A 12,736-nucleotide genomic window follows, 5' to 3' on the forward strand; every position below is an offset into this window, starting at 1 on the left:
GAGGCACCTCTTCCCTTTGTGTTAGCCTCAGTCTTTCAAGCTCAGATGCAAAAGGTGAGTAATAGAATGAAAGTATTCAGCAACTTCGACAGCGGCAGCATTCACGTAGTGAAAGCAGACGACAAAAACGACATCCAACTTAAAATCCCTAACGACAACATGTCGGAATTCTACCAGTGGTTCCACTTCCGTCTTGAGACCGAAGCCGAGCAATCGCACACCATCAAACTACTTGATCTTGCGAAGTCGGCTTACCCAGAAGGTTGGCAAGGCTACGACGTTGTTGCGTCTTACGATCGTGAAGAGTGGTTCCGCGTGCCAGCAGAGTTCGATGGTGATACGCTGACTTTCACTGTTATCCCTGAGCGCAGCTCAATCTACTTCGCGTACTTTGCACCATACACGTACGATCGTCATCTAGACCTATTACACATGGCACAAAGTGCACACCACTGCCAGTTGGAAACTTTGGGTCACACGCTAGATGGCAATGACATGAGTTTGCTTACTTTCGGTGAGCCAGAAGAAGGTAAAAAGAAAATCTGGATGATTGCACGTCAGCATCCAGGCGAGACGATGGCAGAATGGTTCATGGAAGGCATGATTCAACGTCTACTGGATGAAAACGACACGGTTGCGCGTGCATTGCTAGAAAAAGCAGTACTTTACGTTGTACCAAACATGAACCCAGACGGCGGTGTTCGTGGTCACTTGCGTACTAACGCAGTGGGTGTGAACCTCAACCGAGAGTGGCAAACGCCATCAATGGAAAAGAGCCCAGAAGTCTTCTTGGTTCGTGAACGTATGCTAGAAACTGGCGTGGATATGTTCCTAGATATTCATGGTGATGAAGCTATCCCTTACAATTTTGTAGCGGGATCTGAAGGCATTCCTTCTTATGACGAAGGCATGGCTGAGTTGGAAAACGCGTTTAAACAAGCACTTCTGACGATTACACCAGAGTTCCAAGACGAGATTGGTTACGACAAAGATGAACCAGGTAAAGCGAACCTAACCGTTGGCTCTAACTGGGTAGCAGAGCAATTTAAATGTCTGTCTTACACCATTGAAATGCCATTCAAAGACAACAACAACCACCCCGACCCACTTTACGGTTGGTCTCCAGAGCGTAGTGTGTTGTTTGGGCAAGATATTTTAGCAGCGACGCTAGCCGTATCTGACAAAATTTAACGCAATTCGTTCACAGCCCGTACTTTGCGGGCTGTCTTTCCTGCCATTATTCTCTCCGCGTTCTATATTAATGAGCTACTTTCTCCGCAGTTAAGACAAAAAAGCTGCAATTTCTGATGCTTATGTGAGTCTCGATAAGTTGGATTTATCGTGTTGATAAAAAATCTAATTTAATTTAGCGATACTTATTCTGTTAAAGTCCATTTCGAGATTCTCGTCACAAAAATCATAACATCTCATAGGGGTAACAGCCTTGAGTGTGAGGTTGAAAGTAGGCACAGCCAGTTAAATTAGTTTTAAGTTGCTATGTAATTACAAGATGGAAGCCGGATAATTTTTCTCGCGGGATCTTGTACCTACAGAGGTTTGCTCATCGTTATCTATCACTCCAATCGTTCAGGTTTAAACGCTTGGGATAAGACGTGGCAGATAGGTGTATCAAAATTCCAACCAGCGCTCCTAATGGAAATATCCCAATTAGAGCGTCATGCGATGATGCGTTAATAGAGATTGTTGGCGTAGTTTTAATCACTAAAAACAGTGCAGGTTCTGACTTTCTTGATGACAGCGTATGCTGGGGAAAGTAATCGGGTCGCCTTCGCATAAAGGAAAAAAATAATGAAAAAGATTGCTCTTGCAGTGGCTACCGTTCTTGCTGGTGGCGTAATGTCAAATGTTGCTCTTGCTGATACATACATCGGTGGCAAACTTGGTTACAACGCACTAAACGACGCATGTCACTTAGACGCACCATGTGATGACGATAGCTTTGCAGCAGGTATGCACCTTGGCTACAACTTTAACGAATACGTTGCAGCTGAATACGGCGTTGACTACCTAGGTAACTTTACTGCTAACTTCAACAAAGCTGGCAAAAACACTGTTGATGGCGACCTATGGGCACTGACTCTAGCTCCTAAGTTCAACCTACCTCTAACAGACTCATGGAACCTATTTGCTAAAGTAGGTGCTGCTTACATGATGGCTGGCGATGAGAAAGATTTCGTACCAACGGGCTCTCTAGGTGCTGAATACCAAATCAACTACAACTGGAGCCTACGCGCTGAGTACCAACGTTACCAAGACATGTCTGATGACATCATCGACGACATGGATTCTGACTTCTTTGGTATCGGCTTCAACTACAAGTTTGGTTCTGAGCCAGTAGTTCAAGAAGAAGTGGTTGAAACTCGTCCTGTAACTCGCATCGTTGAGCACGAATACCCAGCTCAAACTGCAACAGTACAATTTGGTCTAGAAAGTGCTGAACTACAAGACGCTTCTGCGTTCAACGGTACTGTTGAGCTAATGAACACTTACCCACAAGCTCAAGTTGAAATCAACGGCTACAGTGACACAACAGGTTCTGAAGCTTACAACCAACAGCTAACAGAGAAGCGTGCACAAGCAGTTGCTGATCACTTCCAAGCTGAAGGTATTGCTGCAGACCGTATGACTGTTAAAGGCATGGGCGAAGCTAACCCAGTAGCGAGCAACGAAACTCGTGAAGGTCGTGAACAAAACCGTCGTGTAGAAGTTGTTGTTCCTGCGTTCCAATACCAAACAACTGAAGAAGCTAAATAATCCACCATTAGCTTAATGATTCTAAAAGCCAGCGTTTGTCGCTGGCTTTTTTGTTTTCATCGAAATGTCACAGCTCTGACTTACACTTTTCGTGTTCTTTTGTTTGGAGCTACAGATGCAGAACTTACCCCCACTCAATTCTTTAAAAGCATTTGAAGCGACGGCAAGATTGCGCAGCTTTACTAAAGCGGCTGAAGAGCTCAATGTCACCCGCGCAGCGGTTAGTCAACAAGTGAAATCTCTGGAAATGTATCTAGATGCCACTTTGTTTGAACGCAATGGCGCACAACTCATTTTGACCCAAGCAGCACACGATTACTTGCCCGTGGTTAGCAATGTATTCCAGAGTTTGTTCGCCGCAACTCAACACCTTTTCTCTCGCCAAAAACAGACCCAGTTAACGTTACACGTGGCGCACAGCTTTTGCTCCCAATGGTTGATACCTCGACTCGCTGATTTTCATCGCCAGTATCCTGAAGTGAGTTTTAAAGTTTCTACTACCGCAAATGCAGTGCCGAGTAATAGCGACATCGCGGATGTGGAAATCATTAATGGTTATGGTGATTGGTCTTCGCAACACGCAACGCAACTCACGCAAGAGAACTGGATTTTGGTAGCAAGTCCGGGGTTTCTTTTACTAAATCCCGTTTCTGATCTGGTTGATCTTGTCCGTTTGCCGAAACTTGCAACTGGTGGCTATCAGGAAACATGGCAAGGTTGGTTTGCGTACCAAGGGCACGAAGGAGGGAGCGTAAAGTTAGCGGGAGAATTTGAACATTCTTTGTTGGCTATTGAGGCAGCGGTGAATCAGCTAGGTGTCTTATTAGTGCGCGACTTGTTAGTAGAAGATCATCTTCAACAAGGTACTTTGGTCCAAGTAGGTCATTGGTCAATGCCAAGCCGAGGCGCACATCATATGATCGTTCGTTGTGGCGAGAAGCCGCATGTCAAAGCCTTTACTCAATGGCTAGTAAAAAGCTTACAGGCGTAACCAGATGTCCAAGCGATTTTCAGGCTATCGGGGGGCAAAATGACAAGATGAGCACGAACTGAGATAGAGCTAACAATCTGAAACGTTATCAACCGTCATGACCAAAGTTCGGGTGCTAAGATGACAGAGTACGTTTCATGTCGTCATCACTCACAGAGCATGCGCTCTGGTTATCAAGGAGCAGTAATGGAAGCGTTAGAAGGGGGCAGGGATAATGCCATTTATCGTAAAGGTAATTTGGTCAGTAGACCTGCTAGCCACTGGACGATGACCGTCCATCAATTACTCCAACATCTTCATCAACATGGTTTTACTGCATGTCCAAAAGCAGTGTCGATTGAGGGCGGGAAAGAGTTGCTGACCTTTGTTGAGGGTGACAGCTATAACTACCCGTTAGAAGGACCGATTGCTTCGCTCACTGCGTTGAAATCTGCCGCAAATCTGCTCCGTTGTTATCATGATGCATCGGAGAGTTTCCTTAAACAGCATGATCAAGATGTTCATCATTGGATGTTGCCAGCTCGCTCGCCGCAAGAAGTGATTTGTCACGGTGATTTCATGCCTTATAACGTGGCTTTAGATGGGGATGTCGTGATCGGCGTGTTTGATTTCGATACCGCTCATCCTGCGCCGCGAATTTGGGATATTGCTTTTTCTATATACGGTTGGGCGCCATTTAAGACTGATGAAGATGACAAGATGGGCACGTTAGAAGAACAAATTCGACGAGCCAAAATCTTTTGTGATGCCTATGGCTGCTCCCGATTAGAACGCGAAGAGTTGGTGGAGGTAATGACGTTGCGCTTAACGGCGTTAGTCGATCACATGCGCACGATGGCAGCCAATGGTGATGCCCAGTTTCAAGCCAATATGGAAGATTGTCACCATACGGCTTATTTACAAGATATCGAATACCTCAACAAACACCACCAAGCGATTACTTTGGGCGTATTGGGAGAAATCAAATTTTAGTCTGGCTTGGTGTGCCTTTTGATGATGGATTGAATCACACTAAACAGCCATTGGTTTTGTGGGTCGTGCTGCTGAGAACGTCGGCAGCTCATCACAAAGCTCACGCCGAGCTCTAAACCATTTGGAAGTTCGATGCTACGGCATGATTCAGGAACGTTACCACTCATCGTAATACCGAAATGGTCGGTGTTCATGATGATGCTGTGAATCATGGCAGGATGTTCAATCTCAACTTTTGGATCAACATGAAAGCCGATGTTTTTTAAGCGATCCAAAAGTGGGTATTTATGATCGTTCCAACCAGGCGTCTTGAACAAAACAAAGGTATAATCGCCCAATGATTGGAAGTCCTTGGCAGGATGATCTTTGCGTACAAAGAATACCGCTTTGCCTTTTCCCAACTCTTTTTGTGCGATGGATTGAGGTAGATCTTCATTAAAGTAATGAATAGCAATGGCGTTCTCACCGTCAATGATGCGATTGCGAGCATCAGCCCCCCACCTTAAAAATGCATAATTGGCATGCGGCGCTTGCTTGAGCAACTCTAGGTAAAGTTTATCGCCAAAACGATCCCAAAAAAGTGTGTTGGCGTAGATTGCAACATCGCCAGTATAAAGCGGCGGGGAAAACTCTTGGGGTTTGATGGCATCTGCGCTCGCCAAGATTTGCTCGAAATGAGGCATATTGGCTTCCACAAATGAGGTTGGTTCAAATCCATTTTTGGTTTGAATGAACAGAGGATCGTCCAGTTGCGCTTTCATTTTAGTGAGGTTTTTGCTGATGGCGCCGGAGGTTTTTCCCATTGATTCCGCGACCAAGCGAACGTTGCGCAGATCGTACATGCGCTTTATTACCAAGACGTTCTGCATATCTAGATTGATTGTCATTCTTTTACTCCAGCCAACGTTTGCTACGGCATCATAGCGCTGCCTCAACAGCGGAAAGACAGGGAATGGTCAATTCTAAGTTTATGGCAAAAAAGCCTTTTTCCAACAGGGATTTCCATTTGGTAAATTCGGGTTTTCCTCGTGCTACTTGGGCGGCGTTGCTAAAGTTTCTATATCGAAATGATGTACCACAAACAACAGAGGTGACGTATGAAAAAACTAATCGCACTAGGCTTAATGGTTTGTTCAGTAAATGTGGCATTCGCTGGCGATGGGTCATACACAGGCACCATTGATATGACAACAAGCCAAGCTAACCAAGTTGATGTGGAACGCGCAGATTCTAACCTGACTCTAAAAGGTCGAAATGATGCTGCTTATGGTGGTGTTATGATTCAAACAGACGCTTCTACTCAACCGATCCAACTTCGCGGTCGCCGCGACTAAATGGTCGAAATCTCCTTACTTTCAATGCCGCGTTTAACGCGGCATTGTTGTTTATGACACTTCTAGATTTAAAGTTATTCTGATAGCTTTTGTTTATTGATAATTGAAAATTAATTGTTGAAACCTTAATTACCATTTTTGTGCACATAAATGATATTGATTCTCATTTAGGTTGGCGTATGATTTTCTCTATCGACGAGAGGGGAATACGCTCATGAATGGTACGTCCAATAATTTACACGCGACAGCGATACAAACAACGGCGGCACAAAACGCGTCAGCCTTTAACAAAATAAAACGCAAGTTACTCATGTTAGGTCCAGCGTTTATTGCTGCAATTGGTTACATTGACCCAGGTAACTTTGCAACGAATATTGAATCGGGATCTTCATTCGGCTATCAACTGCTTTGGGTTGTGCTTTGGGCAAACCTCATGGCGATGTTGATTCAGTATTTGTCCGCTAAACTTGGCATTGTTACAGGCAAAAACCTCGCAGAACACTTACGCGACCATCTACCTAATAAATGGGCAGTGGGTTTCTATTGGATTCAGGCTGAAATCATAGCGATAGCAACTGACCTAGCGGAATTTATTGGTGCAGCAGTCGGCTTTCAGCTTGTCTTTGGTATCAGTTTGATGGAAGGGGCGTTGATCACTGCCGTTGCGACAGTGATGATTCTGACGCTTAACCAGAAAGGTCAAAAGCCGCTAGAGGTGGTGATTGGTTCGCTTCTGATGCTGGTTGCGGTTATCTACATTGCGGAATTGTTCTTCGCTCACCCCGCTGGCGGTGAAATGGCAAAAGGTTTGTTAACCCCAACATTTACAAACTCGCACCAAATCTACCTTGCGGCAGGCATTTTAGGCGCAACTGTGATGCCTCACGTGATATACCTTCACTCGGCATTGTTCAAAAACAACTATGGTGAAAGTACGAAAACACGTCTTCGTACTACTCGTTTTGACGTGTTGATTGCGATGGTAATAGCGGGCTTTGTGAATATCGCTATTGTGGCGATGGCAGCAGCTGTTTTCCATTACTCTGGTAACCAGCATGTAGCAGAAATTGAAACCGCGTACATGACGCTGACCCCACTCGTAGGTAAAGCTGCCTCTGTGCTATTTGGTGTGTCTCTGATTGCTTCGGGTTTATCTTCCACAGTAGTGGGAACCATGGCAGGACAAGTCGTGATGCAAGGCTTTGTACGCTTCTCTATTCCAATGTGGTTGCGCCGCTTCATTACCATGGCGCCATCATTTGTGGTGATTGGTTTGGGTATGAACACCACTGATATTTTGGTGATGAGCCAAGTGGTATTAAGCTTCGGTATTGCGCTGGCGATTATTCCACTGCTTATCTTTACCAACAGCGAGCGCTTGATGGGCGAGTTCAAAAACAACAAATGGGTATCTTATTCGGGTGTGGTTATCGTCACTCTTGTACTGGCATTGAACGCGTATTTGATGTTTACGCTTGCTGCATAGCCAACGCTCGCTAAGCGACAAACCTCTGTCGATAAAAAAACGGAAGCCAATTGGCTTCCGTTTTTGCATTTAGGTGAAGAGGAATATTAGTTTTGTACGTTAGCCTCAACCATTTCCAATTCAGCTTCACTGCGTTTGGCAGCTTCAAGCATTTTGCGGATGATGAAAGAAGCACCTAGTGCGATAGCAACCATTACAACAGCGAGCACGGTTAGCAATTGGAAGTAATCACCGTAGACGTGTTGTACGATTTCTTGGGTGATTTCTTGCCCTTTTTCTAGAGCGATAGAAGTCGAGAATGCAGCACCAACAATACCACTCAGCGCGATAGCAACAGAGAACAAGCTTACTGAGAAGTTTTCAATGTGCTTCGGTGCAACCGATAGGATAAATGCAACGACCATTGAGCCTACAATCACTTCTGCAATTGCTTGGAAGAAGTGAATCGCTAGGAAGATCTCAGGCATGATGATTACGTCTTCGCCCACTGTGGTTACAGCGAAGGTTAGGATGCCGAAAGCAATCGCTGTTAGCACGAATGCCAACGCAATTTTAGTTGCTGTAGATAGGTGAATATCGCGTTTTTCTAGCACACCAAAGAAGCCAGCTACGATAGGACCACCAACCATACACCATAGCGGGTTCATCGCCATTGCAGCTTCAGGTTCTAGTGGAATAAAGCCAAATAGGGAACCTTTTAGTGTGTTGATCGCCACCATGTTCATTGAAGTCATCATTTGACCGTAGTAAACGAAGAAACACGTGGTTAGGAAGGTTACGATAAGGATGGTACCCATCTTCAATGATTCCGCTTTGCTTGCTTTCAACATCAAAGAAACAAAGTAAAGAATTGCTGCACCACCAATGGCGTAAACGATGTTTTGACCGATATCCATGTTTGAGAACATGAAGAATACCAACGCAATCATCGCCACAGAAATAAGAGCAAAGAAGATCCAGTTTTTGATGCTAACGGTTTGTTTGTCTAGATCTGATGCGACACCAACCAAGCCTTTGCGGAACACAAGTAGCATAACCAGTGCTGCGCCTGCCATTACTGCAGAGATGGTGAAACCGCCATTAAAGCCAATCACCAATACAATCATTGGGAACAGGTATTGACCTAGGAAGGCGCCTACGTTGTTCACTGAGTAGTTGATTGGATAGCCTTTCTCAAAGTCTTCTTGAGACTTAAAGGTACGTTTGTACAAGCTAGGGTAGGAAGGTGACATCAAACCACGACCGTAGCTTGCTAGTGCGATACCACACATAGACAGTGGTACGTTGGTAGCCGAAGCACCAAGAACAAGCAGCGCGTAACCAGATGCGAATGCTAGGAAGGCAATCGATAGAGAACGGTAAGCTCCTAAAAATTTGTCAGCGATGAAACCGCCAGCAATCGCAAATAGGGGACCAATCGCAGAAAAGGCACCCACGATCATCATGGTATCAGCTTCGTTGTAATTCAGATCCTCTAAGAAAAAACGCGTTAGACTGACTAACACGCCGTAGAATGATAAGCCAAACATCATTTGGCAGAACATCATAGATTTATTTAGTTTATTCCACATAATTAAATACTCACTATTGCGAGAAAGGTAGTTATTATTTCTGTTAAATGTTACTTAAACGCTATGTTACATATTGAAACAATTGTCGCATAAAACGAATTTAATGCACTAAATTTTCTAATGCGAAACGTTTGCCTTGCTAATGTATTGTTCTAGATCAACTAGGAATTATGTGAATAAATGACTAAAAAATAACATTTTATAAGACTATTATTCTTTAGTGATTTTTAAGGTTTTGAAAAGACGTTGAAATAATAAGCAGTCGAGAGTGAGGTGGGATATAGCGTGATTTTTATGCAGGAATAAAGACGTTGGCGGAATTTTATCCGCCAACAATGAAAAATATTAATTAGCAAACGCTGAAATAAAGTATGCTATTCGCAAGGTGGTGCCATGTGAATCACTGCCAGACCGCCGAGTGACGTCTCACGATATTTCTTGTTCATGTCTTTACCTGTCTGGTACATGGTTTCGATAACTTTATCTAATGAAATAAGACATTTGCTAGTGCGTTTTAACGCCATGCGTGATGCATTGATGGCTTTCATTGCGCCCATCGCGTTTCGCTCGATGCACGGAACTTGAACCAAACCGCCAATTGGATCACAAGTCATGCCAAGCGAATGCTCCATAGCAATCTCAGCAGCAATGCAGATTTGCTCGTTGCTGCCACCACGCAGTGCGGTTAAACCTGCTGCTGCCATAGAAGAAGAAACGCCGACTTCTCCCTGGCATCCGACTTCTGCACCAGAAATAGAAGCGTTGGTTTTGTACAAGATACCAATCGCCCCAGCCACAGCTAAGAAGTCTTTCAGCTGTTTGTTGTCGAGCTCTTTGATGAAACGATGGTAGTACATGAGTACCGCGGGGATGACGCCAGCTGCGCCGTTGGTTGGTGATGTGACCACCTGACCGCCAGCCGCGTTTTCTTCACTTACTGCGAAAGCAAATAGGTTTATCCAATCCATGATCTCCATTGGATCGTTTTCTACTGCTGCGTTAGCTTCAAGCTTTTTGAGTAGGTTAGGTGCTCGGCGTGTGACGTTTAACCCACCTTCAAGAATGCCTTCGGTGTCAAAGCCACGTTGCATACACAACGACATTACTTTCCAGATCTGTTCTGCTTTTTGGTCGATCTCTTCTTGCTCACGGAAAGCCAATTCGTTTTGAAGGATCATCCCCCCTAAGCTAAAGCCGTTTTGCTCTGCTTTTTCTAACATCTCGTCAGCAGACGTGAAAGGGTAAGTAACTTGGATTTCTGCCTCATTGCCACCGTTTTCTAGCTCGGCAGCAGTGGCAATAAAGCCACCACCGATGGAATAGTAAGTTTCAAACGCCACTTGCTCACCAGCAGCATCAAAAGCCGTGATGGTCATGCCGTTTTCATGAAGAGGAAGGTTATCGCTGTGGAAGACGATATCGTGCTCATAACTAAACACGATTTCATGAACACCTGCGACAGAGAGCGTGCCGTGTTCAATGGTATGTTGTAGCGCGCTTTTCGCGCTCGTCATCTTGATAGTGTCGGGTTTATTACCCATTAGCCCTAAGACGGTAGCACGATCCGTGTGGTGTCCTTTACCGGTGAGCGATAAAGAGCCGTAAAGGTCGACTTGCACCTTGTGCACTTTCGCCATAGAGTCGCTAAGCAATTGAGTGAAATGGTAACCTGCGAGCATAGGACCATTGGTGTGGGAGCTAGAAGGACCGACACCGACCTTAAAAATATCGAAAATCGACAGCATAATTGACTTCCTTTCTTTGCGGACCTTTGTCAAGGTCTCTAGAACGACATTGTTAATTAGATGTTAATGCCTGAAAGAGTATTGGCAAAGCAAATTTTTGTATACAAATTGTTCGCGAAAGTATGAGTAATTGAGATCTCGGTAATGAAGTTAAACAAGGTAGTGATCATTCTAGGTAAGCGTTTGGTGCATGATCAGCTCAGTGCTGAAGGGCGCTCACGTGTGGAAGCTTTAGTTTCCGTTTTAAACCAATGGGATTTTGAGTCGACGGCATTGGTTTTTTGTGGAGGGGTCACTCATGGTCAAACGATCTCTGAAGCGGATGCGATGTATCAGTATTTTGGTCAGCTAGCCAAGGTTAGGGGAATAGACTTTCCTGATCAGCAAGTCATCATCGAGAATCGTTCCCTGAATACCGTGCAGAACATGCAAAATGCGGCAAAAGAGCTACTGAAAAGTGGGTTATGTCCAATGGGACAAGCTATCGAAGTCATACTGCTTTCCAATGACTACCATTTAGAGCGCATTATTGAGATCCAAACCTTGATGGATGAACAAGGCTTATTACGAGTATTGAAATCGCGTTGTGCAGACATGGGAATAGAGCTCACTGTTTCACTAGATATCGCTGAGCATATCAGTGTGCCATATCCAAACTCAGGCACTCAGGCAGATGCGTTTCTTTTATTTGATGAACTGACGACTTATCGTGTTTATTTGGAAGGGGTGAAAAACAAGGCATTTAAGCGAGACTTGGCTCAAGTACAAGCGAAGCCATTAGCGATAGCTTTAAAAGCAATAGAAAAACTCCAAACTTTGCCTTTAACACAAGACGTTAAAAACCAAATCGCAGAGATGAAAAAGGCCATCGAAATGACGGCCTTTGATGATTCAGTTTTTGCAGCGCAACAAGCGTTGGCTGTATTTCATCCGATACTCACGGCGTTAAATCAACGCCTTGACCCAGAAGCGAGTGTATCGGAATGAAACTCAGGTTTACTGGCGTTTAAGTTCACGACGAGTACGAACTGCGCTTAGTGCAATAAGGCTGTAGCACAATAGCTCGATGCCTTCTTCAGAGATGTTTTTCACATCACGCACGTAGTGCTCACCCATAACGTGTTGCCAGAAACTTCCCATTCCGTATAAGCGAGAAAATACCACCAATAAAACAACAGAGCCAATGAGCAGTTTCATGTATGGCGACTGAAGTATAACCGCCATCTGATTCACGGTACCTTTACCACCTTGGTAAGCTTTTGCACATGCGAGTGCTGTTACTGCTAAGGCTGGGAATACCCAAGAGCCATGGTGAATCATATCAAACCAGTAATCCATTTCGCGGATCATCAATACCGCAAAAAAGCCAGAGATAAGGATCGCGGCGTGCGATAAGTGAGCTTCTTGCTTGGAAACGCGATAGAACGACCAAGAAGCGACGGCTAACATGATCAGTTGTAGCGTTTCAGTGATGGATGTTTCACCCAAGCTTGAGCCCAGTAGAACGTAATCTACGCGAATACTCAGGTTCACTAAAATACTAATCGCGATGATGGTCAATGCACTCAACATCGCTTTGTAGATAACGCGCTTTGATTCTTCAGTAATTTTTGAGTCTTCAACAAGGTTGGATTGTGCCGATTCGACTTGTTTGACAGTATCTATTTTCATCCTGACTACCCGCTCCAATAAAAATGTGGAAAAAACGTGAAATTTCGTGATGTGCGCGAGAAATTTTATTGCCCAAGTGGAAAGTAATGTCAGGGGAATGTCAGAAATAAAACGGCGTTCGATATGGTGTCGCTATGCGGTAAGGCTGGTAAATAAAGGACTAAGTGTCAGAAATCTGGAATGTTTAGATA

General features: G+C 44.5%; 11 protein-coding genes. 7 read left to right on the forward strand and 4 right to left on the reverse strand.

Annotated elements, in window-relative coordinates; translation table 11 throughout:
* Positions 1-66 precede the first annotated feature (66 nt).
* The 4 genes from J4N44_RS18450 to J4N44_RS18465 all read left to right on the forward strand — a co-directional run bounded on the left by J4N44_RS18450 (position 67) and on the right by J4N44_RS18465 (position 4,738).
* Positions 67-1,191, forward strand: coding sequence for a M14 family metallopeptidase (locus J4N44_RS18450; RefSeq protein ID WP_005445399.1), 1,125 nt, complete (start codon positions 67-69; stop codon positions 1,189-1,191).
* Between the two features lie 618 nt (positions 1,192-1,809).
* Complete coding sequence (locus tag J4N44_RS18455; RefSeq protein ID WP_005445398.1) at positions 1,810-2,775, forward strand: OmpA family protein; 966 nt, start codon at positions 1,810-1,812, stop codon at positions 2,773-2,775.
* A gap of 115 nt (positions 2,776-2,890) precedes the next feature.
* Positions 2,891-3,766 carry a LysR substrate-binding domain-containing protein gene (locus J4N44_RS18460; RefSeq protein ID WP_009696905.1) on the forward strand — a complete coding sequence of 292 codons (876 nt, stop codon included), beginning with the start codon at positions 2,891-2,893 and terminating at the stop codon, positions 3,764-3,766.
* Positions 3,767-3,952: 186 nt separating this feature from the next.
* Positions 3,953-4,738, forward strand: coding sequence for a phosphotransferase enzyme family protein (locus J4N44_RS18465; protein WP_009700230.1), 786 nt, complete (start codon positions 3,953-3,955; stop codon positions 4,736-4,738).
* Here the strand turns inward: J4N44_RS18465 and J4N44_RS18470 are convergent.
* Positions 4,735-5,625 carry a LysR family transcriptional regulator gene (locus J4N44_RS18470; protein ID WP_252045572.1) on the reverse strand — a complete coding sequence of 297 codons (891 nt, stop codon included), beginning with the start codon at positions 5,623-5,625 and terminating at the stop codon, positions 4,735-4,737. The genes J4N44_RS18465 and J4N44_RS18470 overlap by 4 nt on opposite strands.
* 210 nt (positions 5,626-5,835) lie before the next feature.
* On the opposite strand from J4N44_RS18470, the gene J4N44_RS18475 reads away from it, so the two are divergent.
* Positions 5,836-6,072, forward strand: a complete 237-nt coding sequence (locus tag J4N44_RS18475) for a VPA0252 family protein (RefSeq protein ID WP_005445393.1) — start codon at positions 5,836-5,838, stop codon at positions 6,070-6,072.
* 214 nt (positions 6,073-6,286) lie between these two features.
* Positions 6,287-7,558 (forward strand): Nramp family divalent metal transporter, encoded by a 1,272-nt coding sequence (locus J4N44_RS18480; RefSeq protein ID WP_005445392.1) that lies wholly within the window; start codon positions 6,287-6,289, stop codon positions 7,556-7,558.
* Positions 7,559-7,644: 86 nt separating this feature from the next.
* Here J4N44_RS18480 and J4N44_RS18485 read toward each other — a convergent pair whose 3' ends face one another.
* Both J4N44_RS18485 and J4N44_RS18490 read right to left on the reverse strand, forming a co-directional pair.
* Positions 7,645-9,129: a peptide MFS transporter gene (locus tag J4N44_RS18485; RefSeq protein ID WP_050903119.1), complete on the reverse strand. Its 1,485-nt coding sequence runs from the start codon at positions 9,127-9,129 to the stop codon at positions 7,645-7,647.
* A 374-nt stretch (positions 9,130-9,503) separates the two neighbouring features.
* Positions 9,504-10,874: an L-serine ammonia-lyase gene (locus tag J4N44_RS18490; RefSeq protein WP_005445390.1), complete on the reverse strand. Its 1,371-nt coding sequence runs from the start codon at positions 10,872-10,874 to the stop codon at positions 9,504-9,506.
* A 144-nt stretch (positions 10,875-11,018) separates the two neighbouring features.
* On the opposite strand from J4N44_RS18490, the gene J4N44_RS18495 reads away from it, so the two are divergent.
* The gene (locus tag J4N44_RS18495; RefSeq protein ID WP_017817329.1) at positions 11,019-11,861 is read left to right on the forward strand and encodes a YdcF family protein; all 843 of its coding nucleotides are present in this window, start codon (positions 11,019-11,021) and stop codon (positions 11,859-11,861) included.
* 9 nt (positions 11,862-11,870) lie between these two features.
* Here J4N44_RS18495 and J4N44_RS18500 read toward each other — a convergent pair whose 3' ends face one another.
* The gene (locus tag J4N44_RS18500; RefSeq protein WP_009696910.1) at positions 11,871-12,545 is read right to left on the reverse strand and encodes a hypothetical protein; all 675 of its coding nucleotides are present in this window, start codon (positions 12,543-12,545) and stop codon (positions 11,871-11,873) included.
* Between the last annotated feature and the right edge of the window lie 191 nt (positions 12,546-12,736).

Origin of the sequence: Vibrio sp. SCSIO 43155 (genome assembly GCF_023716605.1) — a bacterium.
GTDB lineage: Bacteria > Pseudomonadota > Gammaproteobacteria > Enterobacterales > Vibrionaceae > Vibrio > Vibrio harveyi.

What these genes read in the sequence shown, in the direction of transcription:
- J4N44_RS18500 (WP_009696910.1), bottom strand. Translation starts at nt 12,545, where the DNA reads ATGAAAATAGATACTGTCAAACAAGTCGAATCGGCACAATCCAACCTT.
- J4N44_RS18485 (WP_050903119.1), bottom strand. Translation starts at nt 9,129, where the DNA reads ATGTGGAATAAACTAAATAAATCTATGATGTTCTGCCAAATGATGTTT.
- J4N44_RS18455 (WP_005445398.1), top strand. Translation starts at nt 1,810, where the DNA reads ATGAAAAAGATTGCTCTTGCAGTGGCTACCGTTCTTGCTGGTGGCGTA.
- J4N44_RS18475 (WP_005445393.1), top strand. Translation starts at nt 5,836, where the DNA reads ATGAAAAAACTAATCGCACTAGGCTTAATGGTTTGTTCAGTAAATGTG.
- J4N44_RS18465 (WP_009700230.1), top strand. Translation starts at nt 3,953, where the DNA reads ATGGAAGCGTTAGAAGGGGGCAGGGATAATGCCATTTATCGTAAAGGT.
- J4N44_RS18490 (WP_005445390.1), bottom strand. Translation starts at nt 10,874, where the DNA reads ATGCTGTCGATTTTCGATATTTTTAAGGTCGGTGTCGGTCCTTCTAGC.
- J4N44_RS18450 (WP_005445399.1), top strand. Translation starts at nt 67, where the DNA reads ATGAAAGTATTCAGCAACTTCGACAGCGGCAGCATTCACGTAGTGAAA.
- J4N44_RS18495 (WP_017817329.1), top strand. Translation starts at nt 11,019, where the DNA reads ATGAAGTTAAACAAGGTAGTGATCATTCTAGGTAAGCGTTTGGTGCAT.
- J4N44_RS18470 (WP_252045572.1), bottom strand. Translation starts at nt 5,625, where the DNA reads ATGACAATCAATCTAGATATGCAGAACGTCTTGGTAATAAAGCGCATG.
- J4N44_RS18460 (WP_009696905.1), top strand. Translation starts at nt 2,891, where the DNA reads ATGCAGAACTTACCCCCACTCAATTCTTTAAAAGCATTTGAAGCGACG.
- J4N44_RS18480 (WP_005445392.1), top strand. Translation starts at nt 6,287, where the DNA reads ATGAATGGTACGTCCAATAATTTACACGCGACAGCGATACAAACAACG.